This is a genomic window from Micromonospora sp. NPDC051141 (assembly GCF_044455765.1).
Lineage (GTDB): Bacteria > Actinomycetota > Actinomycetes > Mycobacteriales > Micromonosporaceae > Micromonospora.
Genome location: NZ_JBITFD010000007.1, coordinates 241142 through 266480, shown reverse-complemented (window position 1 = coordinate 266480; position 25339 = coordinate 241142). Strand labels below are relative to the sequence as shown.

General features: G+C 74.8%; 19 protein-coding genes. 9 read left to right on the top strand and 10 right to left on the bottom strand.

The genetic code is table 11. From position 1 onward, the window contains the following. The 6 genes from ACIA6B_RS16395 to eccCa form a co-directional block, all read right to left on the bottom strand. The gene (locus ACIA6B_RS16395) at window positions 1-2085 is read right to left on the bottom strand and encodes a hypothetical protein (protein WP_396774060.1); all 2085 of its coding nucleotides are present in this window, start codon (window positions 2083-2085) and stop codon (window positions 1-3) included. 118 nt (window positions 2086-2203) lie between these two features. Continuing rightward, window positions 2204-3028 (bottom strand): hypothetical protein, encoded by an 825-nt coding sequence (locus ACIA6B_RS16390; RefSeq protein WP_396774058.1) that lies wholly within the window; start codon window positions 3026-3028, stop codon window positions 2204-2206. Between the two features lie 131 nt (window positions 3029-3159). Further along, complete coding sequence (locus ACIA6B_RS16385) at window positions 3160-3885, bottom strand: phosphatase PAP2 family protein (RefSeq protein WP_396774057.1); 726 nt, start codon at window positions 3883-3885, stop codon at window positions 3160-3162. Window positions 3886-3915: 30 nt separating this feature from the next. Beyond that, complete coding sequence (locus ACIA6B_RS16380; RefSeq protein WP_396774055.1) at window positions 3916-4704, bottom strand: phosphatase PAP2 family protein; 789 nt, start codon at window positions 4702-4704, stop codon at window positions 3916-3918. 43 nt (window positions 4705-4747) lie between these two features. Beyond that, window positions 4748-6061: a type VII secretion-associated serine protease mycosin gene (mycP, locus tag ACIA6B_RS16375; protein ID WP_396774053.1), complete on the bottom strand. Its 1314-nt coding sequence runs from the start codon at window positions 6059-6061 to the stop codon at window positions 4748-4750. Between the two features lie 89 nt (window positions 6062-6150). Continuing rightward, entirely contained in the window at window positions 6151-10098 is a 3948-nt protein-coding gene (gene eccCa, locus ACIA6B_RS16370; protein WP_396774052.1) for a type VII secretion protein EccCa, read from the bottom strand. A gap of 101 nt (window positions 10099-10199) precedes the next feature. Here eccCa and eccD point away from each other — a divergent pair, with 101 nt between their 5' ends. Further along, window positions 10200-11582: a type VII secretion integral membrane protein EccD gene (eccD, locus tag ACIA6B_RS16365; protein WP_396774050.1), complete on the top strand. Its 1383-nt coding sequence runs from the start codon at window positions 10200-10202 to the stop codon at window positions 11580-11582. 52 nt (window positions 11583-11634) lie between these two features. Here the strand turns inward: eccD and ACIA6B_RS16360 are convergent, their stop codons facing one another. Continuing rightward, the gene (locus tag ACIA6B_RS16360; protein WP_091070192.1) at window positions 11635-12141 is read right to left on the bottom strand and encodes an inorganic diphosphatase; all 507 of its coding nucleotides are present in this window, start codon (window positions 12139-12141) and stop codon (window positions 11635-11637) included. Window positions 12142-12481: 340 nt separating this feature from the next. On the opposite strand from ACIA6B_RS16360, the gene dacB reads away from it, so the two are divergent. From dacB to tilS, 3 genes are all read left to right on the top strand, one after another. Further along, window positions 12482-13993, top strand: a complete 1512-nt coding sequence (dacB, locus tag ACIA6B_RS16355) for a D-alanyl-D-alanine carboxypeptidase/D-alanyl-D-alanine-endopeptidase (protein ID WP_396774155.1) — start codon at window positions 12482-12484, stop codon at window positions 13991-13993. Window positions 13994-14059: 66 nt separating this feature from the next. Continuing rightward, entirely contained in the window at window positions 14060-15127 is a 1068-nt protein-coding gene (locus ACIA6B_RS16350; protein WP_396774048.1) for a zinc-dependent metalloprotease, read from the top strand. 76 nt (window positions 15128-15203) lie between these two features. Further along, on the top strand, window positions 15204-16211 hold the full coding sequence (gene tilS, locus ACIA6B_RS16345; protein ID WP_396774046.1) for a tRNA lysidine(34) synthetase TilS: 1008 nt from the start codon (window positions 15204-15206) through the stop codon (window positions 16209-16211). Window positions 16212-16251: 40 nt separating this feature from the next. On the opposite strand, the gene ACIA6B_RS16340 is transcribed toward tilS, so the two are convergent. After that, complete coding sequence (locus ACIA6B_RS16340; protein WP_396774044.1) at window positions 16252-17238, bottom strand: GlxA family transcriptional regulator; 987 nt, start codon at window positions 17236-17238, stop codon at window positions 16252-16254. 150 nt (window positions 17239-17388) lie between these two features. Here ACIA6B_RS16340 and ACIA6B_RS16335 point away from each other — a divergent pair, with 150 nt between their 5' ends. The 4 genes from ACIA6B_RS16335 to folE all read left to right on the top strand — a co-directional run bounded on the left by ACIA6B_RS16335 (window position 17389) and on the right by folE (window position 21290). After that, window positions 17389-17526, top strand: coding sequence for a hypothetical protein (locus ACIA6B_RS16335; protein ID WP_199199870.1), 138 nt, complete (start codon window positions 17389-17391; stop codon window positions 17524-17526). A 99-nt stretch (window positions 17527-17625) separates the two neighbouring features. After that, window positions 17626-18201 carry a hypoxanthine phosphoribosyltransferase gene (gene hpt, locus ACIA6B_RS16330; RefSeq protein WP_281934365.1) on the top strand — a complete coding sequence of 192 codons (576 nt, stop codon included), beginning with the start codon at window positions 17626-17628 and terminating at the stop codon, window positions 18199-18201. 381 nt (window positions 18202-18582) lie between these two features. Next, window positions 18583-20589 (top strand): ATP-dependent zinc metalloprotease FtsH, encoded by a 2007-nt coding sequence (gene ftsH / locus ACIA6B_RS16325; RefSeq protein ID WP_396774042.1) that lies wholly within the window; start codon window positions 18583-18585, stop codon window positions 20587-20589. A gap of 83 nt (window positions 20590-20672) precedes the next feature. Further along, the gene (gene folE, locus ACIA6B_RS16320) at window positions 20673-21290 is read left to right on the top strand and encodes a GTP cyclohydrolase I FolE (protein ID WP_107159537.1); all 618 of its coding nucleotides are present in this window, start codon (window positions 20673-20675) and stop codon (window positions 21288-21290) included. Between the two features lie 45 nt (window positions 21291-21335). On the opposite strand, the gene ACIA6B_RS16315 is transcribed toward folE, so the two are convergent. Both ACIA6B_RS16315 and ACIA6B_RS16310 read right to left on the bottom strand, forming a co-directional pair. Further along, window positions 21336-22037 carry a hypothetical protein gene (locus tag ACIA6B_RS16315; protein WP_396774040.1) on the bottom strand — a complete coding sequence of 234 codons (702 nt, stop codon included), beginning with the start codon at window positions 22035-22037 and terminating at the stop codon, window positions 21336-21338. Next, a complete protein-coding gene (locus ACIA6B_RS16310; RefSeq protein ID WP_396774038.1) occupies window positions 22034-24583 on the bottom strand; it encodes an FtsK/SpoIIIE domain-containing protein in 2550 nt (849 codons plus the stop codon). Before ACIA6B_RS16310 ends, ACIA6B_RS16315 begins: the two co-directional genes overlap by 4 nt. 192 nt (window positions 24584-24775) lie before the next feature. Between ACIA6B_RS16310 and ACIA6B_RS16305 the strand changes: the two genes are divergently transcribed. Next, window positions 24776-25336: a hypothetical protein gene (locus ACIA6B_RS16305; RefSeq protein ID WP_396774153.1), complete on the top strand. Its 561-nt coding sequence runs from the start codon at window positions 24776-24778 to the stop codon at window positions 25334-25336. Window positions 25337-25339: the final 3 nt, after the last annotated feature.

Here is a 25339-nt window from a genome sequence, read left to right as displayed (position 1 = left end):
TCAGTCCTTCGGTCGAGGGGCCCGGCAGTACCGTTCGAGCACGTCCAACAGGACGAGGGCGAGGGACTGCTGCGCCGGCCGGGAAGGGTTGCCGCGTCGGACGTCGACGAGTCGGAAGTCGTGCTGGAAGCTCAGCGCCTCGGCCGGGGGCAGCGCCGCGGCCAGGCCCTGCGCCAGGGCATGGGCGTGCGCGACAGGTGTCGCGCTGATCCGCCCCAGGCGGTGGAGGCCCGACCAGAGCGCGTTCAGGACCGTCTCCCGGTGGGGACGGTTGCAGATCGCCTCCGCCCACAGCGTCGAGACATCGGCGACGCGCTCCGGATGCTTGTCGAGAAACATGAAGGAAGCGAGTTCCCCACGGTCCGGATCGCGGATCAGCAGCACCTTGAACAGCACCAGCCGCGCCCGGTCGACGACCCGCGCGTCGCCCGGCCGGCGCGGTGGCCGGCGGAGGACGCGGGTCAGGAGCGACACGACCCGGCCGGCCTCCTCGGTGTGCACGGTCAGCGTGGCGAACAGCATGGCGAGGGCGGACGCGGCCTCCTCGTCGCCGTCCGCGCTCGTCGTCACCAGGTGCCACAGGCGGTTGACCGCCTGGGTCGGCTCGCGGATGCCGAGTTCGCCGCCGTACGCCATGGCCGCGGTCCACCGCTGCCGCGGGTTGCCGTGCGAGGCCCAGTACTTGGCCAGGCCGAGGGCGGCGGGGGTGGTCTCCTCGTTGAGGCACATCCACCACAGGAGATAGGCGGCCGTCGTCTGGCCGGTCCAGCCCGCCTCGCCACGCGACCACGGATCGAGGTACGACTGCTCGACCTCGTCGAAGTCGACCGCGGCCAGCCAGGCCAGGCCCTGCGCACACCGCACCGCGGACTCGCCCACCACCAGTGCCTGTAGCCATTCCCGCATCGCGTCCCAGAACGGGCTGTCGTAACGCCTGCACAGTTCGGCGAGGATGTGTCGGCGGTACTCGGGCCGGCGGAACACGGGCAGCGGGCGGGTGGTGACACCGAGGCTGACCTGTTCGCTCGCGATCAGTCCGTCGCCTGTGGTCCGCCGCCGTCGACCGGCGGGCAACGCGAGCGACCCGGGTTCCACGGCCGGCCGCTCCCGGCCGGGCTGCTCGTCCCGCAGCCGGTCGGCCAGCAGCCGTTCCAGGCGGACGGCCTGGGCCTCCAGCGTCCGGTGGTTGACGCCCTCCAGGAAGGCCAGCACCGTCACCTCCAGCACCTCCTGGACGCTCGGCTCCTTGTCGAACCACTCCTGGACCCGGGACGCGGAACCGGCCTCGAACTCGGCCAGGACGTCCCGGTAGGGCTCGCCGGCGGCGACCCGGCGAGCGATCCTCGCGACGTCGCCCATCGTGTACTCGTCGGTGAGCTGATCCGCGAGGGTCTCGGCCAGCGCCGGCTCGACGGACGTGCCGGCCAGCCATCCCCGCAACACCGCCCGGAGGTCGGGCCGCTGCCAGGGGAACTGCCGGACCGTCTCCACGACGCCGTCGTGGTCGGCGGTGGTCACCACCAGGTAGGCCTCGCACTCGCGGATCCGGTCGCGAACCGTCCGCCACGTGAAGTCCCGTTCCGCGACGCTGCCCTCGCCCTGGTGGTTCACCACCAGGTAGCCGTATCCGGGCTCGTAGCTGCGCTGCGCCAACTCCTTGAGCGTGATGACGGAGGAGAGCACCACGAGCGGGAGGTGGGTGGCGTCGCGTAGCAGGCCGAGCGCACTGGTCCGCTTTCCACTGCCGGTGGCCCCGCACAGGACCACGATGCGTTCGGTGAGCAGCGCCTCCAGCGCCCGGTCGTACGCCGACGGGGGGATGAAGTGGCCCAGTTCGAGGTCCACCTCCGCGGCTTCGAGCTTGCCGGTCACAGGACGGCGGTCACGGCCCTCCCCACCGGCCACGCCCACCACGTCGCTGGTGACCTGGCCGTTGAAGACCTGCATCACCTGCGGCAGGTGGTTCTGCCAGCCGTCGCGTGGCCCCGCCGTCGCGGTGCCCGCGGCGTCGGTCGCGGGCGGCGCGTCCGGCCTGTCGCCGCGGCTGCCGCCACCCGCCGACGGGACCGGATCGTCGTGGGGCACACGTGGTCCCCGGTGGCCGTCCGCGTCGGCACCTCCGCGGTCACCGGGGTCGCCGCCGGGTGCCGTCGAGGCGTCCGGGGCCGGCCGGTCGTCGGGTTCGCGCCCTGGGGCGGCGACCTCACCCACGGCCGTCCACCTTCTTGATGCCGATCACCTCGGCCTTGACGGGCCCGTTGAACTCGCTTATCACCTCCGCCTGGTACCGGCGGGTCCAGGCGTTCGGCTCGCCCGGCCGGGCCGCCGCCACCGGCGGGGCAGCCGTGGCGTCCGACCGCTCCTCGACGTCGGGTCGGGCGGGGCCGGTCGACCCGACGTCGGGCGCCGGGTGGCTGTCGAGCAGGTCACGCAGCCCTTCGGCGCGGTAGCGGGGCACGTGCAGCCAGGCGTCCTCGCGGTACTCCTTCACCTGCACCGGCACCCGCACCAGATCCCGCGCCGGGTCGAGATGCGTGTGTCGCTGGGCCACGGTGTCCAGGTAGACCCGGTTGGAGAGGATGAGCACCAGGCCGATGTCGTCGGCCGCGTCCTGGATCCTGCGGGCGGCCCCGCAGTCCACCAGGCGACTCACCACGACGACGCCCGCGCCCACATAGCCGTTCGCGCCGGGAAAGGCCACACCGTGGTGGACGGCTAGGCGCAGCCGCAGCCGGGCCGGCGTCGTCAGGTCGGCGTTGTGGCGGGCCACGCACCTGTCGAGAGCGGGAACGAAGTCGTCGATCAGCAGGTCTTCCGGAGCGTCCGGGGGCAGCAGGGCCAGCTCGCCGTCCCCGGCCGGCTGCCGTCGCCACGAGGAACGGTGCAGGTCGGCCCGCTCCGCGGCTTCGTCGAGCAGTCGTACCAGGGCTTCCTGGAAGTTGGCCTGCCGGCGGCCGTCCGCGGCGCCGTAACCGCGGGCGTCGACGGACACCAGCAGGCTCCGCCCGAAGGATTCCTGTCGCGCCATTCCGGCTCTCCGTCCCATCGAGGCCCCTCGTACCACCAGAGTGATACGAGCGCGTCCCGCAAATTCCGGGAAAAGTCGGCTTCGATGATGACGATATTCGGACGGTCGAATCCTCACCGCCCGAGAACGGTTCAGCCGCCGGCAGTGGCTCCCGCCGGCGCGACGTCGTCGCCCGGCCGGCTCAGCGACAGGTTCGCCCGGCCCCAGGTGAGCGTGCGGTCGAGCACCGCCCGCGCCATGATCGCGACACAGGTGCCGCCGTTGACGAACGAGGCCACCACGTCGCTGGGGTGGTGCATGCCCCGGTACATGCGGGTGAGCGCCACACCGACCGGCACCAGCACCAGCAGCGTCCACCAGGTGACCTTGGCCGGGGTGCTGCGCGCCCGCAGCGCCAGCAGCACCGCGAGGCCGACGTAGAGCGCGGTCGCCGCCGAGGTGTGCCCGGAGGGGAAGCTGGACGTCGGGGGAGAGGCGTCCATGTGCTCCACCGCCGGCCGGTTCCGGTCGATGACCATGGTGGTGAACAGGAAGATCAGCGCCTGCGCGCTGACCGCCGCGCAGAGGAAGATCGGCTCCCGCCAGCGGTGCAGCACCAGCCGCAGCACCAGCGCGGCCAGCACCGTCACCACGACGATCATCTGGGTGCTGGCCAGCGTGCTGAAGACCAGCGACACGTCGTTCCAGCCGGACGACCGGTCACCGGCGAACTCGCGGTTCACCGCGTCCTCCACGGTGAACGGCCAGGTGTGCGTGAGCACCCGGGTGACCAGCAGGCCCAACCCCACCATCACGGCGAAGAGCAGGGCCACCGGCAGCAGGACGCGCCGGGCGATCTGGACCGCGACATCGGACATGAGCCGCCCTTTACCCAGGTGGCCGTCCTGTTACGCGTGTCGATCCTCCGGGTCGGCCAGTTCCGGCTCGACCCCCTCGCGCAGCGGGCGGGCCGGCCGCCGGCCGGCCCCGGCGCGCCAGGTGGCGAACGCGGCGGTGGTGGCGGCGACCGTGGCCACCCCCAGCACCCAGCCGCCCACCACGTCGCTGGTCCAGTGCACGCCCAGCGCGATCCGGCTCAACCCGGTCACCACCGTGAGCAGCGTCGCCGCCGTCCAGAGCGCGATGCGGCCGGCGCGGTTGTCGCGGGCGAACGGCAGGAAGAGCAACAGCAGCACCCCGGCGGCCAGCGCCGCGTTCAGCGCGTGACCGGACGGGAAGGAGTAGCCGGCGGCCCGGGCCACCGGTTCGAGCAGGTCCGGCCGGTCCCGGCCGACCAGCAGCTTGAGCAGCGCGCCGAGCAGGCCGCCGACGAGCATCGTGGTGACCACCCAGACCGCCAGCCGGGGCGCCCCGCGCCGCAGCAGCCAGACCACCGCCACCGCGGCGGCCACCCGCAGCGGACCCGGCCCGAACGCGTGCGTCCAGACCGTCATCACCCGGACCCACAGCGGATGGTGCACCGCGTATCCGTGGAACGCGTCGGTGACCGAGGCGTCCAGCCGGAGCAGCGGCGGCCAGGCGCCCAGCACCAGAAGCGCGAGCAGGGCGAACGGCACCAGCACCAGGATCGCCGCGGCGGCGGCCAGGCTGAGGCGTAGTCCCAGCGAGTGGTCGGGGTCGAGGCGGCGGCTCCGCCACGACCGGTCGCGCGTGGACGCCGGCCCGGTGCTGTTCATGCGGCGTTCACTACCCAGGGCAGGGCGTGGTCAGACCCGCCGGTCAGCGGCGGGCCCGCCGGAACCGGCGCACCACCAGCGCGGAGCCGGTGACCAGGGCGACGAGCAGGGCCAGCCCGGTCCAGAGCCGTCCCGGAGCGGGGTCGTCGGTCTGGCCCGCCGCGCCGGCCGACCAACCGGCCGGCCGCGGGCGACCGAACGGATCGCCGCCCTGCCCCGCCGCCGCGGCCCGGGTGTCCGGGCCCTCGCCCGGGGCGGGACCGAAGCCCACCACGCCCGGGGCGGCGTTGTCGTCGAGCGGGTTGCGCCCCACCGGCGCCACGTCGGCGGTGAGCGCGGCCACCGGGTCGACCATGCCGTACCCGAACCGGTCGTCCCGGCCGGTCGGGCCGAGGTCCCGGGCGGTGCTGACCAGCCGGTTCACCACGTCCCCGGCCGACATCCGCGGATAGCGGGCCCGGACCAGGGCGGCCGTCGCGGCGACCAACGGCGCGGCGAAGCTCGTCCCCTGCACCCGCCAGTAGCCGCCCCGGGAGCGGGCGCCGTAGAGCGCCGTGGCCGGGGCGCTGAGCGTGGTCTCGTGGCCGGTGATCGAGCCGGACCAGAGGTTCTCGCTGTCGCGGTCCAGGCCGGTGACCGCCAGCACGCCCGGCTCACGGGCCGGGTACCAGACCTGGGTGGTGGTCGAGGTGGCCAGGTTGCCGGTGCAGGCGACCACCACCACGTCCCGGGCGAACGCGTAGTCGAGCGCCGCGGCCAGCGCCGGGCTGTCGCCGCCGCCCCCGAGCGACAGGTTCACCACCCGGGCGCCGTTGTCGACCGCCCAGCGCACCGCCTTCGCGATGATCAACGCGTCGTCGTACCGGTTCTCCGCGTCCAGCACCCGGACCGGCAGGATCCGGGCGTCCGGTGCCAGCCCCACCACGCCGTGGTCGTCGTCGGCCCGCCCGGCGATCAGCCCGGCCACCGTGGTGCCGTGCCCCACCGGGTCCGGCTCGTCCGTGCCGCCCGGCTCGACCAGGTCGAGGCCGGGCAGCACCTGACCGGCCAGGTCGGGGTGCGAAGCGTCCACCCCGGAGTCGATCACCGCGACCACCACGCCGCGCCCGGTCGACGTCCGCCAGGCGGTCTTCGCCCGCAGCTCCGCCAACTGCCACTGCTCGTCGCGGACCTGGTCGGCCCGGAACACGCGCTCCGGCGCGGACCAGGCCGGCACCCGGACGGTGGCCGGCGCGGCGTGTGCCGGCGGGGCCAGCGGGCCGGCCGTGACGGCCAACGCCGCCGCGCCGGCCAGCAGCGCACGCCCGGCGAGACGCCGGGACGGCACGCCGGGAAGCCCCTGCCGATCCCCAGTCACATTCCCCAGCCATTCCGTCGCGGCCGACACATGCTGCTCGGAGATTACCGGTAGTCCCGGCCGTCCCGGGGCAACTCGGCGCACCCGGCTCATCCGGGCGGGAGATGAGCCAACTGCACCAGACGGACGCCCTCACGCCGGGTGACCAGGCGGGCCCGACCGGGTGGCAGCGGACCGGCCTTCACCTGGCCGACGAGCGGCCCCTCCTCCGGGCCGCCGGACATCACCAGCCCGGCGGTGGACAGCTCCCGCAGCCGCTGGATGATCGGCTCGTACGCGGTCCGCCCGGCGCCGCCGGAGCGCCGCGCCAGCACCAGGTGCAGCCCGACGTCCCGGGCGTGCGGCAGGTGCTCCTCCAGCGCGCGCAGCGGGTTGGTCGGCCCGCCGGCCACCAGGTCGTAGTCGTCCACCAGCACGAACAGCTCCGGCCCGGTCCACCACGTCCGGGCACGCAACTCGGTCGGGGTCACCTCCGGGCCGGGCTGCCGCCCCCGGAGGTAACCGGCCGCCGACTCGATCAGCTCGGTGGTGTGCGGCGCGGCCGTGCCGTACCCGATCAGGTGCGCGGTCTCGATGGCGCCCATCAGGCTGCGCCGGTAGTCGACCAGGATCACCCGGGCCTGCTCCGGGGTGAACCGGCGGACGATCGAGGTGGCCAGCGCGCGCAGGAACGAGGACTTGCCGCACTCGGCGTCGCCGAAGACCACGAAGTTCGGCTCGGTGGCGAAGTCCAGCACCACCGGGGCCAGATCCGCCTCCGCCACCCCGACCGGGAACGCCAGCCCGGTCGTCGCGCTCTGGTCCAGTTCGGCGTACGGCAGCACCGGCGGGAGCAGCCGCACCCGGGGCGCCACCGGGCCGGACCACCCGTCGGCGACGGCCTTCACCAGGTCGGCGGTCGCGTCCCCCAGCGCGGCCGACCGGGGCTCGGCGGTGAGGAAGTGCAGCCCGCCGGCGGTGATGCCGCGCCCCGGCCGCTCCTCCGGCACGGTGGCCGCCAGCGCGCGCTTGACCACCACCGAATCGGCCGGGTCGCCGAGGCGCAGCTCCAGCCGGGAGCCGAACAGGTCACGGATCGCCGGGCGGAAGTCCGACCAGCGCAGCGCGCTCGCCACCACGTGCACCCCGTACGCCAGCCCCCGGGTGGCCAGCTCGGTGACCAGCGGTTCCAGGTCCTCGTACTCGCCGCGCAGCGTGTTCCAGCCGTCGACGACCAGGAACACGTCCCCGAACGGGTCGGTGCCGGCCGCCGGTGTCGCGGCCCGTCGCCGGCGCCACGCCGCCATCGACTCCACCCCGGACTCGGTGAAGCGCCGTTCCCGCTCGGCGAGCAGGCCGGCGACCTCCCCGACGGTACGGCGCACCGCGGTGCCGTCGGTCCGCCCGCTCACGCCGCCGACGTGCGGCAGGTCCCGCAGCGCGCCGAGCGTGCCGCCACCGAAGTCCAGGCAGTAGACCTGCACCTCGGCCGGGGTGTGGGTGAGCGCCAGCGCGCAGACCAGCGTGCGCAGCACGGCGGACCGGCCGCTGCGGGTGGTGCCGACCACCGCGACGTGCCCGGCCGCGCCGTCCAACGCCAGCCAGAACAGGTCCCGCCGCTGCTCGAACGGCTTGTCCACCACCGCCACCGGCACCTGCAACGCGCCGTGCAGCTCGGGATTGGCCACGGTGAGCCCGCGGACCGGGTCGACGCCGACCGGGCCGAGCAGCTCGTCGAGCGTGGGGGAGGCGTCCAGCGGCGGCAGCCACACCCGGTGCGCCGGCGGGCCCTGCCCGGCCAGCCGGTCGACAAGCAGGTCGAGCAGCGTCTCGCCGCTCTCCTCCTCGGCCGGGAGCGCGGCCGGCGCGGCCGGCGCGGGCACCGGCGCGAGGTGGGTGGAGAACGCGAGCACCCGCGCGGCGCCGACGCCGGACGCACCCGCCGGGCCGGTGCGCCGACGCACCGCGCCGGAGACGTACGCCGCCTTGAACCGGACCAGCGGCTCGGTGCCGGAGCGCAGGTACCCGTGCCCCGGGCTGCGGGGCAACTCGTACGCGTCCGGCACGCCGAGCACCGTCCGGGACTCCAACGTGGAGAACGTGCGCAACCCGATCCGGTACGACAGGTGGGTGTCCAACCCCCGCAGCCGGCCCTCCTCCAGCCGTTGACTGGCCAGCAGCAGGTGCACGCCGAGCGACCGGCCCAGCCGGCCGATCTGCACGAACAGGTCGATGAAGTCGGGCTTGGCGGAGAGCAGCTCGGAGAACTCGTCGCAGACCAGCAGCAGCGACGGCAGCGGGGCGAGCGGACTGCCGGCGGCACGCGCCCGCTCGTAGTCACGCACGCTCGCGAAGTTGCCGGCCCGGCGCAGCAGCTCCTGGCGGCGCATCAGCTCCCCGTTGATCGCGTCGACCATCCGGTCGACGAGCGGCAGCGCGTCCGCCAAATTGGTGATCACGGCGGCGGTGTGCGGCAGGCGCTCGAACGGCGCGAACGTGGCGCCGCCCTTGAAGTCGACAAGCACGAAGTTGAGCTGCTCCGAGCTGTGCGTCGCGGCCAGGCCGAGCACCAGCGTGCGCAGCAGCTCCGACTTGCCGGAGCCGGTGGCGCCGATCAGCAGCCCGTGCGGGCCCATGCCGTCCAGCGCCGACTCCTTGAGGTCGAGGTCGATCGCCCCGCCGTCGGCGCCCACCCCGATCGGCACCCGTAGCCGGTCCCGGGCGGCGCGGGGCGCCCAGCCCTGCTCGGCGGTGAAACCGTCCGGGTCGCCGAGACCGAGCAGCTCCGGCAGACCCGGCTCGGCACCGGGCGGCGCGTCCGACCCGCGTACCGCGCCGGCCAGCCGCAGCGGCGCGAGCCGCCGCGCGACCGCCTCCGCGTCGGCCGTCGGCAACGCGTCGGCGGCGCCCACCTCGGCGGGCCCCTCCGCCGAGTGCGAGTGCAGCCGGCCGTCGACCAGGTCGAGCAGCAGCGCGTACCGGTCGAGCAGCCGGGGCGGCGGCGTGTCCAGGTCGAGCACGGTGACCGCGTCGATGCCGCCGTCGCCGGCCAGGTCGGCGGCCCCGGTCAGGTCGCCGCCGTCGAGCACCACCACGACGTGCGGCCCGTCGGTGGCCGGGCCGTGCGGGCTGAACCGGGACCGGCTGCCGAGCACGTCGTCGAGGAGTCGTTCCAGGTCGGCGGCGGCGCTGGTGACCAGCCGCACCGGGCCGAGCGCGTCGGTGCGCGCCGGGTGGTGGGCGTGCGGCAGCCACTTCACCCACTCCCACCGGTCCCGGCGCTCCGGGCCGGCGCAGACCGCGATCAGCAGCTCGTCCGGGGCGTGGAAGACGGCGAGCTGGGTGAGCACCGCCCGGGCCAGCGCCCGGGCGGCCGGCGAGCCGGTGCCGCGTACCTCGCCGGCCGGGCCGCGCACGAAGACCCGGGCGAAGCTGCGCAGCGACAGCGCCACCGGCAGGTCCGGCACCACCGAGTACGCGTCCAGGAAGCGCCGCAGCGCCCCGGCGGTCATCGGCTCCAGCTCCTCCAGCGGCCGGGTGACCGGCGGGACCAGCGGGGTGGCCAGCGTCTGCGGCCCGACGCCGACCCGGACCACCGCGAAGTCCGGGTCACCCGGCCGCCGTTCCCAGACCCGGTGGCTGTCGACGGTGGACCAGAGCCGCCCCGGCTCCGGGTGGCGGTAGGCGAGCCCGGCGCGCTGGGCGCCGGCCGTCTCCCGGACCCGGCGACGCAGCGTGGCCAGGTGGCGCAGGTACTCCCGACGGGCGGCCATCAGCTCGGACTTCTTCGGGCCGGCGCTGCCCCAGGTGGTCACCAGCATGGCCAGCGAGGAGAGCCCGAACATGCCGCCCACCACGTACGAGTAGGCGCCGCCGCCCCGGCCGAACATCATCGCCATGGCCACCGTCCCGCCGAGCATCGGCAGCACCATCAGCGCCTGCTGCCAGCGCCCGCCGGTCGCCACCGGGATCTCCGGCGGCGCCTCGACGGGCAGCTCACCGACCGGGATCTCCGGGGCCGGCCGGCGCGGCGGTCGCTTGATGACGACAGTGGACACACGGCCTCCCATGGCTCTCGGTAACCCGAGCCTGGCTCATAGTAGGTAAAGTCCTTCCGTCCGTCAGCCCACCGTTCCGGCTCGATGATGGAGATGCGTCGATGACAAGCGGGCTCGCCCGGGTCACGATCAGCGCGCCCCGGCGACGGGTCGACGTGGCCCTGCCGGAGCAGGTTCCCCTGGCCGAGCTGTTGCCCGAGGTGCTCCGGCACGCCGGGGAGGGGCTCGCCGACGACGGCGAACGGCACGGCGGCTGGGTGCTGCGACGCACCGACGGCGCGGTGCTGGCCACCGCCCAGGCGCTGCTGCCGCAGGGCGTCCGCGACGGCGAGGTGCTGCATCTCGTGCCGGCCCGCGCCGAGTGGCCCGAGCTGGAGTACGACGACGTGGTCGAGGCGATCGTGGACGGCGCCCGCCGCCGGGGCGTCGCCTGGTCGGCCGGGGCGACCCGGGCCGCCGCGCTGGCCGGCGCCGCCGTGCCGCTGGCGGTCGGGCTGGTCGCGGTGCTGTCCGCCGGTCCCGGCGGGCGCGGCTGGCCGGTCGCCGCGGCGGGCGCCCTGATCCTGGTGCTCGCCGCCACCGCGGCCTCCCGGGCCTACGGCGACGGCCCGGTCGGCGTCACGCTCGGCGGGTACGCGCTGCCCTGGGCGGCGGCGGCCGGCGCGCTCGCGGTCGGTTCCGGCGACCCGGTCGGCCCGATCCCCGGCCTGCGCTGGGTCGGCGCCCCCGAACTGCTTGTCGGCTCGGTGGCGGTGCTGCTGGTGGCGGTGCTCGGCCTGCTCGGCGTGGCGCACCGGTCCCGGGTCCCGGTGGCCGGCGTGACGGTCGGCGCGGTCGGCGCGGTGGCCGCGCTCGGCGCGCTGCTGCTCGACCCGGCCGGCACCGCGGCCGTGCTGCTCGCCGTCCTGGTCTTCGCGCTAGGCGGGCTGCCGCTGCTGGCCATCCGGGTCGGCAAGCTGCCGCTGCCGCCGCTCACCCTGCCCGCCCCCGCCGGCACCCGCGACCTGCCCGACCGGGGACGGGTGCACGCGGCCGTGGCCCGCGCCGAGGAGGCGTTGACCGGGATGCTGCTCGGGCACGCGGTGCTGGCCGTGGGCGCCGTCGTGGTGCTCGTCGCCGCCGGGGATGCCGCCGGGCGGCTGCTTGTCGCCGTCGCCGCCGGGGTGCTGCTGCTGCGCTCCCGGCTCTTCGTGGCGGTGCGGCACCGGGTGCCGGCCGTCGCCGCCGGCCTGGCCGGGTACGCGCTGCTCGGCGTGGTGCTGGCGGAGCGGGCCGGGCCCGGGGGCCGCCTCGCGCTGACCGTCGGCGGGCTGGCCCTGGCACTGGTCGCGATCACCGCCGGCGCCACGTACGCCCGTCGGCCCGTCTCGCCGTACCTCGGCCGGCTGGCCGACCTGACCGACACCGCGCTGGTGGTGGCCGTGGTGCCGGTGGCCTGCGCGGTGCTCGACCTCTACGACCGGGCCCGCGGCCTGCTCGCCTGAACAGCGAGCGGCCCGGGTCGCCGATGCGACCCGGGCCCCGGAAGTCTCGCCGTCAGTGCAGCGTCTCGCCGCGCTCCGCGGCCTCCTTGGCCCGGCGGTACGAGTTGACGATCTCCGCCTCCGCCTCGACCCGGCCGACCCAGGTCGCGCCCTCGACCGACTTGCCCGGCTCCAGGTCCTTGTAGACCTCGAAGAAGTGCTGGATCTCCAGCCGGTCGAACTCGCCCAGGTGGTGGATGTCGCGCAGGTGCTCCTGGCGCGGGTCCTCGTAGGGCACGCAGAGGACCTTGTCGTCGCCGCCCTTCTCGTCCGTCATCCGGAACATGCCGATGGTGCGGCAGCGGATCAGGCAGCCCGGGAAGGTGGGCTCGGGGACCAGCACGAGCGCGTCCAGCGGGTCGCCGTCCTCGCCCAGGGTGCCCTCGATGAAGCCGTAGTCGGCGGGGTACTGCGTGGAGGTGAAGAGGGTGCGGTCCAGCCGGATCCGGCCGGTCGCGTGGTCCACCTCGTACTTGTTGCGGTGACCCTTCGGGATCTCAACCGTGACGTCGAAATCCATCTCCCACGCTCCCTCGTTTGCCCACGCTGGCTAACGGAACCACCGGCTCGCCGCCCGCACGGGAGAACGCCCCCGCCGGCTCCGGCCGCCGCATAGTGTTCGGACCGAAGTAGTGTCACCCAAGGTGATTTCGAGCGGGGAGGAGGGGGCCGTGGGGAGGGAAGACTCACACTACCGCCCCGGAGGGGTTGACGGGCGGCGGTCCGTCGGATCCGGTTCCGGCCCGGCCGGCGCCACCGGCCGGGTGTCCGTGCCGGGCGCCAACCTCACCCACCGGACGACTCCGCCCACCGGCGCGGCCCGCCCCGACGACCGGCCGGCCGGGAACTGGCCGGCTCCGGTGCCGGTGAGCCCACCGGTCCCACCGGCCGGCATCGCGCCGCCCCCGCCCGCCCCGCCCCCGGTCCCGCCGCGTCGCCGCGGCCGGCTGGTCGCGGCGCTGGCCGGCGTGCTGGTGCTGATCCTGGCCGTGGCCGGGCTGGCGGTGCTCCGCCCCGGCCCGGTGGCCGGCTGGCTGGGCAACGGGGGCGCCTCGTCCGGCGCGACCGCCGCACCGCCCGAGCCCGATCCGCCGGCGGTGCTGGCCGGGCCGGACGGCAACGCCCCGCTGCCCACCGTGGCCGGGCTCCGCGCCGCGCTGGACCCGCTGGTGCGCGCTGCCGCACTCGGGGACCGGGTGAACGTCTCGGTGGCGGACGTGACCACCGGCCAGGCGCTCTACGGCAGGGGAGCGGACGCGCCGACGGTGCCCGCCTCGGTGACCAAGCTCGCCACCGGCGTCGCGGTGCTCGCCGCGCGCGGCCCCGCGTACCGGATTCCCACCCGCGCGGTGGCCGGCCCGAACCCGGGCGAGGTGGTCCTGGTCGGCGGCGGCGACCCGACCCTCGCGGTGGACCGGAAGAACGCCTTCTACCCGGGCGCGGCCCGGCTGGACGACCTGGCCGCCCAGGTGCGCACCGCGCTCGGTGGCACCGCCCCGACCAAGGTCGTCGTGGACGCGACGCTGTTCAGCGGCCCGGTCTTCGAACCCGGCTGGGACGCCGACATCCCCACCGGCGGGTTCGGCGCGGCGATCACCGCGCTGATGACCGACGGCGCCCGGAAGGACCCGGCGCAGGCCCGGCGTACCGCGGAGGAGACCAACCACGCCGCCGAGCGGGTCCCCCAGCCGGACCTGACCGCCGGCCGGCAGTTCGCCAAGCTGCTCGGGCTCACCGGGGGCGCCGCGCAGGTGACGCGGGGCACCGCGCCGGCCGCCGGTGGCTCCGGCACCTCGCCCGGCGCCGAACTGGGCACTGTCGAGTCCCTGCCGGTGATCCGGCTGGTCGACATCATGATCAGCGACAGCGACAACGTGATCGCCGAGGCGATGGCCCGCCAGGTGGCGCTGGCCAAGGGCAAGCCCGGGTCCTTCGTCGGCGGCGCGGCGGCCACCGACGAGGTGCTCGGCGGTCTCGGCCTGCCGGCCGGTGAGATCAGCCTGGCCGACGGCAGCGGGCTGTCCCGCACCAACCGGATCAGCCCGTCGCTGCTCACCGACCTGATCACGCTCGCCGGCAACGGGAGCCACCCCGAGTTGGCCGCGATCTTCGGCGGCCTGCCGGTCGGCGGCTGGTCCGGCACGCTCGACGAGCGTTACCAGGTGGCCGCGACGCGGACCGGCGCCGGCGTGGTGCGCGCCAAGACCGGCACACTGTCCGGGGTGAACGCCATCGCCGGCACGGTCACCACGGTCGACGGCCGGCTGCTCACGTTCGCCGTGCTCACCGACCGGACGACGGGCTCGCTCGACGAGACCCGGCAGGCGCTCGACCGGATCACCTCCGCGCTGGCCGGCTGCGGCTGCCGCTGACCGACCGGCGTCGATCCGGCCGGGCGAGCCCGGGTGGGGGTGTCGCGGCGCGGGTACGGTGGGTTCATGGCGCAGTTCGTGGACTGGGATCTGGCCGCCGCTACCGCGGGGGCGCTGAGCAAGTCGGGCCCCCGGGTGTCGTACGCCGAGGCCACCGACGTGGTCGGCGACCTGCGCCGGCTGACCGAGGAGGCCGCCGGGCACGTCGCCGACTACACCGGCCTGCGGGCCCAGGTGGCGCACCCGCCGGTCCGCGTGGTCGACCGCCGCGACTGGGCGGCGGCCAACATCGCCGGGCTGCGTGAGGTCGTCTCGCCGCTGGTGGAACGGCTCTCCGGGGACAAGCGGCCGGGCGCGCTCACCGAGGCGATCGGCTCCCGGGTGACCGGCGTGCAGGCCGGCACCGTGCTGGCGTACCTCTCCGGCCGGGTGCTCGGCCAGTACGAGGTCTTCGCCGGCGACCCCGGCCAACTGCTGCTGGTGGCGCCGAACATCGTCGAGGTGGAGCGGAAGCTCGGCGCCGACCCGCGGGACTTCCGGCTCTGGGTGTGCCTGCACGAGGTCACCCACCGCACCCAGTTCACCGCCGTGCCGTGGATGCGCGCCTACTTCCTGGGCGAGGTGCAGGCGTTCGTGGACGCCTCGCAGGGCGGCGAGCACCTGCTGGAGCGCCTGCGCCGCGGCGTCGCCACGCTCTCCGACGCGGTCAAGGACCCGGAGAGCCGGGCCAGCGTGCTCGACATCGTGCAAACCCCGGCGCAGCGCGCCGTGCTGGACCGGCTGACCGCGCTGATGACGCTGCTGGAGGGGCACGCCGAGTTCGTGATGGACGGCGTCGGCCCGCAGGTCATTCCCAGCGTCGAGTCGATCCGGGCGTCGTTCAACCGCCGCCGCGAGTCCGGCAACCCGCTGGAGAAGGCGATCCGCCGGCTGCTCGGCATCGAGGTCAAGATGCGTCAGTACGCCGAGGGCCGGAAGTTCGTGCACGGCGTGGTGGACCGGGTCGGCATGGCCGGCTTCAACAAGATCTTCTCCTCCCCGCTCACGCTGCCCCGGCTCGACGAGCTGGGCGACCCGGACGCCTGGGTGTCCCGGGTGCACGGGCCGGCCGGTGCCACCCCGACCGCCGGCTGAACCGGCCGCCCCGACCGGGCCGCCCACCTGGGCGGTACCGGCCGCGTCGACCGAACCGGGCACACCGACGGGACCGGTGACGCCGCAGGCGCCCGCCCCGGCGCCGTCGGTGGCCGCCGTGCGGCTCGCCGTACGCCGGCTGCTGACCGACCTGTCCGGGCCCGGACCGGTGCTGGTGGCCTGCTCCGGCGGGGCCGACTCGCTGGCGCTCGCCGCGGCCACCGCGTTCGTGGCGCCCCGGCTCGGCCGCGCGGCCGGCCTGGTGACCGTCGACCACGGCCTGCAGGCCGGTTCGCCCGAGCGGGCCGCCGCGGTCGCCGGTTGGGCCCGCGCGGCCGGGTTCGACCCGGTCGAGGTGGTGGCGGTACGCGTGGCCGGGCGCGACGGCGGCCCCGAGGCAGCCGCCCGGGAGGCCCGCTACGAGGCGCTTGTCGCCGTCGCCCGGCGACACGACGCGGCCGGGGTGCTGCTCGGGCACACCCGGGACGACCAGGCGGAGACGGTGCTGCTCGCGCTGGCCCGGGGCGCCGGACCGCGCGGGCTCGCCGGGATGCCGGAGCGGCGCGAGCGGGACGGGGTGCCGCTGCTGCGTCCGCTGCTCGACGTGCCCCGGTCCGACACCCGAGCCGCCTGCGCCGCGCTCGGGCTGGCGGCGTGGACCGACCCGCACAACACCGATTCCGCGTACGCCCGGGCGCGGGTCCGGGCCGACGCGTTGCCGGCGCTCGTCGACGCGCTCGGGCCCGGCGTGGTGGCGAACCTCGCCCGGACCGCACGCCTGCTCGCGGCGGACACCGCCGCGCTCGACACGCTGGCCGGCGACGCGCTCGCCGACGTCCGGGCCGCCGGTGGCGGGCTCTCGGTCGACGGATTGGCCGCGTTGCCGGCGGCGGTCCGCGCCCGGGTGCTGCACGCCTGGGCGCGGGAGTTGGGCGCCGCGCCGGCCGCGCTGTCCCACCGGCACGTGGCGGCGCTGGACGCGCTCGTCACCGCCTGGCGTGGCCAGGGCCCGGTCCACCTCCCCGGCGGCCACCAGGTGCGCCGCCACGCCGCCCGCCTGGTGCAAGGAGGGGCCCCCGCTTAACGCCTCCGGTATAGGCGGGGCCCCGCTCGACACCAGGTGCTCAGGCGTCGGCGCGCTCGCGGAACGTGGTCCGGTACGCGTGCGGCGTGGTGCCGACCCGGCGGGTGAAGTGGTGCCGCAGCGCCGCCGCGTCACCGAAGCCGGCCCGGTCGGCGACGCTCTCCACGCTGAGCCGGGTGTCCTCCAGCAGCCGCCGGGCCAGCAGCACCCGCTGGTTGGTCAGCCAGTCGTGCGGCGTGGTGCCGGTTTCGGCGCGGAACCGGCGGGCGAACGTACGCGGGGCCATCCCGGCCCGGGCGGCCAACTCGTCCACGGTCACGCCGCGGTCGAGGTGGCCCATCAGCCACTCCAGCACCGGTTCGAGCGTGGGCGCCTCCGGCGCCTTCGGGATCGGCGCCTCGACGTACTGCGCCTGGCCGCCGTCGCGGTGCGGCGGGACCACCATCCGCCGGGCCAGCCGGGTGGCGGTCGCCGAGCCGTGCTCCTGGCGGAGCAGGTGCAGGCAGGCGTCGATCCCGGCGGCCGTGCCGGCGCTGGTGAGCAGCCGGCCGTCCTGGACGTAGAGCGAGTTGCAGCGGACCCGGGCCCGGGGATTGCGACGCTGCAACTCGTCGACGTAGAGCCAGTGGGTGGTGCACTCCCGGTCGTCCAGCAGGCCGGCCGCGCCGAGCACGAACGCGCCCGAGCAGACGCTCAACACGTACGCCCCGCGGGCGGCGGCCCGGCGCAGCGCCGCGAGCACGGCGGGCGGGATGGCCCGCAGGTCGTCCTCGCCGGGCACGGCGACGCCGCTGAAGTGCGCGGGGACCGCGACGAGGTCCGCGTCGTCGAGCGGGGCCAGGTCGGCGTGCGGCTGGAGGTGGAACCCGGACGAGGTGCGCACCGCCCCGCCGTCCGGCGAGCAGACCTGGAACCGGTAGGCGGGGAAGCCGTCGTCGGTGCGGTCGGTGCCGAACACCTCGGCGAACACGCCCAACTCGAACGTGGCCACCCGGTCCATCGCCAGCACGGCCACCGAGCGCAACATGTGACGAGGGTAACCCGGCAGGTGGCAGGAAATCGATGCTCGCGGGCATTTCTGCCACTGTCCGGGTCGGACGGCGGGTCGCAGACTTGGTGGTGTCCGGTGCGCACCGGCGGCGAAAAGCGAACCAACCATGCGAAAGCGAGCGCCGCCATGACCGTCCTCCTGCTCCTGCTGTTCCTGCTCCTGCTGGCCGGCGCCAGCGCCCTCGGGTTCACCGCCGACACCCGCGACTCGGCCGACTGGAAGCCCACCGACGACGGGCGGCGCTGGCGCTCCCGTACCTGCTGAGGTGAATTGTTCTGTTCGCGCCGAAGATCCCCGGCGGGACCGCGCCAAAAGGGGCGGCCCCGCCGACGGCGACCATCCGGCGTACGGCAGGCTAGGAGCATGGCTGACGGCTCCTGGTACGACGCCGACATCGACCACGTGATCATCTCCGAGGCGCAGATCCGCGAGAAGACCGCGGAACTCGCCAAGCAGGTCTCGGCGGACTACGCGCACGTCGAGGACGGTCTCCTGCTCGTCTGCGTGCTCAAGGGCGCGGTCATGTTCATGGCCGACTTCGCCCGCGCGTTGGGCCGTCAGGGCCCGCCCGCCGAGCTGGAGTTCATGGCCGTCTCGTCGTACGGCCAGGGCACCACCTCGTCCGGGGTGGTCCGCATCCTCAAGGACCTGGACCGGGACATCGCCGGCCGGCACGTGGTGGTGGTCGAGGACATCGTCGACTCCGGCCTCACCCTGTCCTGGCTGCTGCGGTACCTGGAGTCGCGCTCCGCGGCCAGCGTCGAGGTGGTCGCCCTGTTCCGTAAGCCGGACGCGGTCAAGGTGCAGGTGCCGGTGAAGTACGTCGGTTTCGACATCCCGACCGAGTTCGTGGTCGGCTACGGGCTCGACTTCGGCGAGCGCTACCGCGAGGTGCCGTACGTCGGGGTGCTCAAGCCCGAGGTCTACGCGCGGGCCTGAGCGCCGCCGTCGAGCCGCTCGTCAGCGGACGTTCAGCGGGCTCTCAGCCTTTCGGTCTACGGTAGGGGCCGGTGACGTGGAGGCACTCTCCACGCCCGACCCTCCGAGCCGCGTGACCGTGCGGCATGGGCCGGTCGGGTGCGGAGCTCCCCGCCACGCCGGCTCAAACCCTGGTTCGCCGTACGCGTAAGTGCCGGGCTCGCAAGCTCACATCCGGCACGAACGGTGTACCGTCGAGTGACCGTGGTGCGGCAGTTCGCGCGCCCCGGGGGTCGGGCCGGCCCGCACGGCGGCCCCGGCCGCCGCCCGAGGCGGCGACACCATTCAGACGGTCAGGACGTCGATCAGGAGGATGCGGGCGCCTCGGTGCCCGACGACAGCATGGAACGTACGCGTTTCTTCCGCCGACCGGTGGTCTGGATCATCCTGGTCATCCTCGGCGCCGTTGTGCTCAGTCAACTGTTCACCGCTGGTCCGAGCTACCACCGGGTGGACACGTCCGTCGCGCTCGACCAGCTCAACAAGGGCGGTATCGAGAAGGTCGTCTTCCAGGACAAGGAGCAGACGCTCCAGCTCGACCTGAAGGACAAGGCCAAGTTCGACGACACCACCACCGACAAGATCGAGGCGCAGTTCCCGTACGAGGTCGGCGGCCAGGTCTGGAACCAGGTCCGCGAGGCCGAGGCGGCGGACCGGATCACCGGCCCGGTCGACACCAAGGTGTCGTCGGACAGCATCTGGGTCAGCCTGCTGGTCAATCTCCTCCCCATCGCGTTGCTCGTGCTCCTGCTGCTGTTCTTCATGTCGCAGATGCAGGGCGGCGGCTCGCGGGTGCTCAACTTCGGCAAGTCCAAGGCGAAGATGATCACCAAGGACACGCCGAAGACGACCTTCGCGGACGTGGCCGGGGCGGAAGAGGCCGTCGAGGAACTGCACGAGATCAAGGACTTCCTGCAGAACCCGGCGAAGTACCAGGCCCTGGGTGCCAAGATCCCGAAGGGCGTGCTCCTCTTCGGCCCGCCCGGTACCGGTAAGACGCTGCTGGCCCGCGCCGTGGCCGGCGAGGCCGGCGTGCCCTTCTACTCCATCTCCGGCTCCGACTTCGTCGAGATGTTCGTCGGTGTCGGCGCCAGCCGGGTCCGTGACCTGTTCGAGCAGGCCAAGTCGAACGCGCCGGCGATCGTCTTCGTCGACGAGATCGACGCGGTCGGCCGCCACCGTGGCGCCGGCATGGGCGGCGGCCACGACGAGCGGGAGCAGACGCTCAACCAGCTCCTGGTCGAGATGGACGGCTTCGACACCAAGGGCGGCGTCATCCTGATCGCCGCCACCAACCGGCCGGACATCCTCGACCCGGCGCTGCTGCGCCCGGGCCGGTTCGACAGGCAGATCCCGGTCGACGCCCCCGACATGGAGGGCCGCAAGGCCATCCTGCGGGTGCACGCCAAGGGCAAGCCGTTCACGCCCGACGTCGACCTCGACGCGGTGGCCCGGCGTACCCCGGGCTTCTCCGGTGCCGACCTGGCCAACGTGATCAACGAGTCCGCGCTGCTCACCGCGCGCAAGGAGCAGCGGGCGATCTCCAACGACTCGCTTGAGGAGTCGATCGACCGGGTGATCGCCGGCCCGCAGCGCCGCACCCGGGTGATGAGCGACCAGGAGAAGAAGATCACCGCGTACCACGAGGGTGGGCACGCGCTCGTCGCCTGGGCGCTGCCGCACGCCGCGCCGGTGCACAAGGTGACCATCCTGTCCCGGGGCCGGTCGCTGGGGCACACGCTGGTCCTCCCCACCGAGGACAAGTACACCCAGACCCGGGCCGAGATGATTGACACCCTGGCGTACGCGCTGGGCGGCCGGGCGGCCGAGGAACTCGTGTTCCACGAGCCGACCACCGGCGCCGGCAACGACATCGAGAAGGCCACCCAGTTGGCCCGCGCGATGATCACCCAGTACGGCATGAGCTCCAAGCTCGGCGCGATCAAGTACGGCACCAGCGGCGACGAACCGTTCCTCGGCCGCAACATGGGCCACGAGCGGGACTACTCCGACTCGGTGGCCGCCGAGATCGACGGCGAGATGCGCGCGTTGATCGAGCTGGCCCACGACGAGGCCTGGGAGATCCTGGTGGAGTACCGGGACGTCCTGGACAACATGGTCCTGGAGCTGATGGAGAAGGAGACGCTCTCCACCGCCGACATGGCCCGGATCTGCGCCCGCGTGGTCAAGCGGCCGCCGATGGCGCCGTACCACGGCTTCGGCAAGCGCCAGCCCTCCACCGAGCCGCCCGTGCTCACCCCGGCCGAGAAGGACGCGCTCAAGGCGCAGGCCACCGCCGACGGCATCTCGGTCGGCGGCGCCAGCAACAACTCGGACGGTTCGCACTGAGCACCGACCCGACGGCCGGCTCCCCCCACCGGGAGCCGGCCGTTTCCGCGACCGAGCCCGACGGGGACGACGCGCTCGACTACGTGGCCGCGCGCCTGATCAGCGGCAAGCTCACCGGCGGCCCGGTCGAGGACAGCGTCGACCTCGGCCGGATCGAGAAGGCGGTCCGGGAGATCCTCATCGCGGTCGGTGAGGACCCGGACCGGGACGGCCTCCAGCAGACACCGGCCCGGGTCGCCCGCGCGTACGCCGAACTCTTCGCCGGCCTGCGCGTCGACCCGGCGCAGGTGCTCCGCACCACCTTCGAGGCCAACCACGAGGAGCTGGTGCTCGTCCGGGACATCGACGTGATGAGCCTGTGCGAGCACCACCTGCTGCCGTTCCGGGGCAGCGCCCACATCGGCTACATCCCCGGGCCGGACGGCCGGATCACCGGCCTGTCCAAGCTGGCCCGACTGGTCGAGGTGTTCGCCCGCCGGCCGCAGGTGCAGGAGCGGCTCACGTCGCAGATCGCCGACCTGCTGATGTCCAGCCTGGCCCCGCGCGGCGTCATCGTGGTGCTCGAGTGCGAGCACATGTGCATGGCGATGCGCGGCATCCAGAAGTCCGGCGCCAAGACCATCACCTCGGCGGTCCGGGGCGGCCTCCAGAACGACGCCAAGTCGCGGGCCGAGGCGATGGCGCTGATCATGCACCGCTGACCCGCGCTCTTCCCGTGTGGCCGCGGTCGTCCCCCCGGTGTCGGGTCAGCCGGGCAGCATGGCCAGCAGCAGACCGGCGGCGGTGAGCACGGCCGGGACCAGGCAGACCAGCGCGCCGAACCGGGGCGTCCGGTCCACCCGGTCGGTCGGGCGCGGCCGGAACACCCGCCCGACCGCCAGCCAACCCAGCATGAACGCCACCGCCGGCAGCGGCAGCCCCACCAGCAGCGCCAGCACGGTCACCGGCCCGGCACCCGCGACCGCGTAGAGGACGAGCTGCAACAGCGGCACCACAAACGCCAACGGCCCGTACACCAGCAGGTTGCGCGGGCGGGCCGGCCAGCGGGCCAGCCGGGGCAGGCCGTGCGCGGCCAACGTGTCGTCCGCGGCGTCCGCCCAGCCGCCGGCAGCCCGCAGCGCCGCCAGCACGGCGGACGGCCCACCCGCCATCGACCGGGCCGCCTCGCCCACCTCCGGCGGCGTCGGGGCCAGCGAGATCGCCGGTACGCCCAGCTCACGCAGCCGGGACTGCTGCGCGGCCAGCCGCTCGCGTACCCCGGTCAGCTCCTCGCGGGCCGCCGTCACCGACCGGGCCTGCTCCCCGGCGGCCGTCGCCGCCGCCCGGCGTACGCCGTCGAGCTGCCGCGCCGCCGCGACGTACTCCGCCCAGGCCGACTCGGCCGGGTCCACCGTCACCGTCGGATCACCCACGCGCGGCCCGGGCACCGCCGTCGGAGCCCCGCTCATCGGGCCGCCTCCCCGGTGCCGAACGGCACGAAGACCGTGCCCTGCTCCTCCGGGCCGTCCCACAGCACCGCGCGACCCGGCCGGGGATGCCACCACACCGGCCGGTCGAAGAGTCGCTCCAGCCGCCCACCCGGCACGTCGGTGACCGCCACGGCGGTGAGCTTGTCCACCTCGCCCCCGGGCCCGAGCAGCCCGGCCAGCGGCGCCGGGGTACGCCACCAGCCGAGCAGGTGCCGGCCGGCCGGCGGACCCTCCAACAGCAACGACCGCAGCAGCTCCGGCGGCAACTCGGCGGCGTCCGGCACGTCCAGCCCGAACACCACCAGGTAACCCGGCTCGTCCGCCTCGATGGCCGCCCGCAGCCCGCCGGCGTCGACCGTCTCCACCCGGTGCCGCCCGGCCAGCTCGGCCGCCAGCACGCCGGCCGGCTCGGCCGACCCGTTCGCCAGCGGCGCCAGCACGAACCGCCCGGCGTCCGGATGCGCCGCCGCCGCGCTGCGCACGGCGGTGACCAGCAGCCGCTCGGCCTCCTCGTCCCCACCCAGCACCGCCAGGTTCCGGCCCGCGACCGGCCCGAGCGGCACCGCCACCGTGCTGCGCCGCACGTCCACCGCGCGGCCCAGCAGCGCGGCCGGCGCAGGCACCCGCCCGGCCAGCGCGGCCCGGTGCCGCGGATCGTTGGCGAGCAGCGGGCGGGCGTAGCCGGCGAACACCACCGGCGGAACCGCCGTCTCCGGCCGCGCCGACCACAGCCGCCGTCGCAGGTCGGCGAGGACGTCCGGATCCCCGTACGGGTCCGGGAAGCGGATCATCCGCTCGTGGCCGCGGGTCGCGCCACGCGGGCCACCGAGGCCGCCGGCCGTGTTCACCACCGCGCTGCCCACCGGCAGGCCGGCCGCCGAGTCGTTCGCCGGCTCCAGCACCGCCGAGCCGCCGGGCAGCGCCACCCGCACCGGGAACTGGCCGAGCAGCGGATCGCGCGGACCACCGATGCCCAGGTCACCCTCGCCGGCCAGGACCAGATGGATTCCGTACGCGCGGGCGACCCGGGCCAACGCGTCCAACCGGGCCAGCAGGTCGGTGGCGAGCCGGTCCCGGTCGCGCAGCACCAGCGGGAAGTTGTCGATCACACAGACGATCCGGGGCAGCGGTTGGTGCTGGCGCAGCTCGGCGTACCGCTGCCCGCCGGCCCGCCGGGACGCCTCCTCACGGCGGCGCGCCTCCGCCTCCAGCTCACCGAAGAGGTCCCCGACGTACTCCCGGTCGGCGGCCATCCCGGCGGCGCGGACCTGCGGTACCCAGGAACGGTCCCGCTCGGTCTGGAGGAACTCCACGAAGGACTCCCCGTCGCCCAGGTCGGCCAGGTAGAGCTCCAGCTCGTCCGGGCCGTACCGGGCGGCCAGCCCGAACAGCGTGTCGGTGAGGAACGCCGAACGCCCGGCCTGTGACCGGCCGCTCACCAGCCAGTGCGGGGTCAGCTCGGTGAACCCGAGACTCACCGGGCGCCCGGCCGCGTCACCGACCGTGGTGCTGAGCCCGTCGGCCGAACCGTCGGCCCAGAACCCGTCGGCCGGCAGCAGATCGGCCAGGGCCAGCCGCGACCCGTCCTCGATCTGCCGGGCCAGCCGCCGGCACACCTCCGCCACCACCTCGGCCGGCGGATCGTCGTCCAGGAACACCGGCGAGTTCAACCCGCCGGGCGCCTCGACGCCCGGGCCGCTGAACCCGGCCGCCGGCGGGTCACCGACAAGCGCGTACGCGGTGCGCACCGCGAGCGGCGTGGCCCGGGGCAGCGGGACGCCGGCCGGCCAGCCGGCGACCACCAGGTGCAACCCGGCCCGGGGACCACGCTCGGCCAGGTCGGCGAGTCGGTCCACGTCGGCCGGAGCGGTGCCGTCGGGCGTGGCGGCCACCACGAGCAGCAGCGTACGGTCGTGGCCGCGCTGCCGGGCGGTGCCGGCGGCCACCCACTGCTCCGCCTCGGCCAGCACCGCACGCAGCCCGGCCAGATCGGTGACGGGCGGCGGCAGCAGACCGGCGTCGGCCAGCGCCGCGAAACCCGCGAACGTGTCGCCCTGACCCCCGTCGACCACCCGGGCCAGCAACGCGCCCGCCGGCGTCGCCGCGAACAGACGCAGCAGCAGCGCCCGGAGCAGCCCCGCCACCCGCGGTTCGGAGGCATCGGTGTCGACGCTCAGGTGGCCACTGCCGAGCAGCGGCACCAGCGCCGGGAAGCGGGCGTCGTCGAGCGGCGCGGCGCTGCCGACCCGCACCCGAGCCGGCGGACCGTCACCGGGCGGGGTGGCCGGTGCCAGGGACTCCCACGCAGCGCCGGCCCAGCCGGGCGCCACCCGCTCGGCCGCCGCGCGCAGGCGCTCGGCCAGCTCGTACTGCCGGTGGTGGTCGGCGGGCGCGGGCCGGATCTCGTCGAGGATGCCGGCGGCCGCAGTCGCCGCGGCCTCGGCCCTGCGGTGCAGCGCGGCGGCCCGGCCGGCACGCGCCTTCGGAGTCGCCACCGCGTCCACCTCTCTTCCCGAGGCCGACATCTTCCCCCCGAGCTGTGACGGTAACCCAGTCAGGAGCGGTCCACCGGGATGTCGGTCGGCGCGGTGAGCTGCGCACCGGTGAGCAGCCTCACCCGTCGCCGGACGAGGTCCGCCCGGCGGTTCGCCACGATCCGCCAGTTCTGAGGCATTGGGTACGCGGCCCGCAGCCGATAGCCTCAGGAGGTGGAATCAGTGCAGCCCCCCGCCGGTTCCCAGGTCTCCCGAGTACCGGCGCAGCGGACCCCGCCGGAGCAGTTGGCGCCGCCCGCGCCCGCGCCGGCTCCGGCCCGCCCCAAGCGCCCGCTGCGCACCGTGCTCGCGGTCGTCGCGGGAGTGGTGGCGTTGCTCTGCGCGGGCGGCGCGGTGGTCGGCTTCGTGCTGTACGACCGGGCGACCGCCCCGGACCGCAGCGCCCCGGACGTGGTGGTGGACAACTATCTCCGGGCTTACCTGGTGGAGCGCAACGACACCAAGGCAGAGGAATTCTCCTGCACCTCAGAAGGTGATCTTGATGCGATCCGCGGTCTTCGTGCGGAGGTGGAACAGCGTGAGGCGAATTTCGGTGTTGTAGTCCGCGTCAGCTGGGGCCCGCTAACCAGAGTCAAGAATGGTGCTGATGAGTCGGTAAGCACGACTTTGACTATTTCCAGCTCGGCTGACGGACAGACCCGAAGCAGTCGGCGAGAGGACTGGCAGTTCCGGGTGGCTGAGCGGGACGGCTGGCGAGTGTGCGGGAGCGGCAAGATCGGCTAGCGG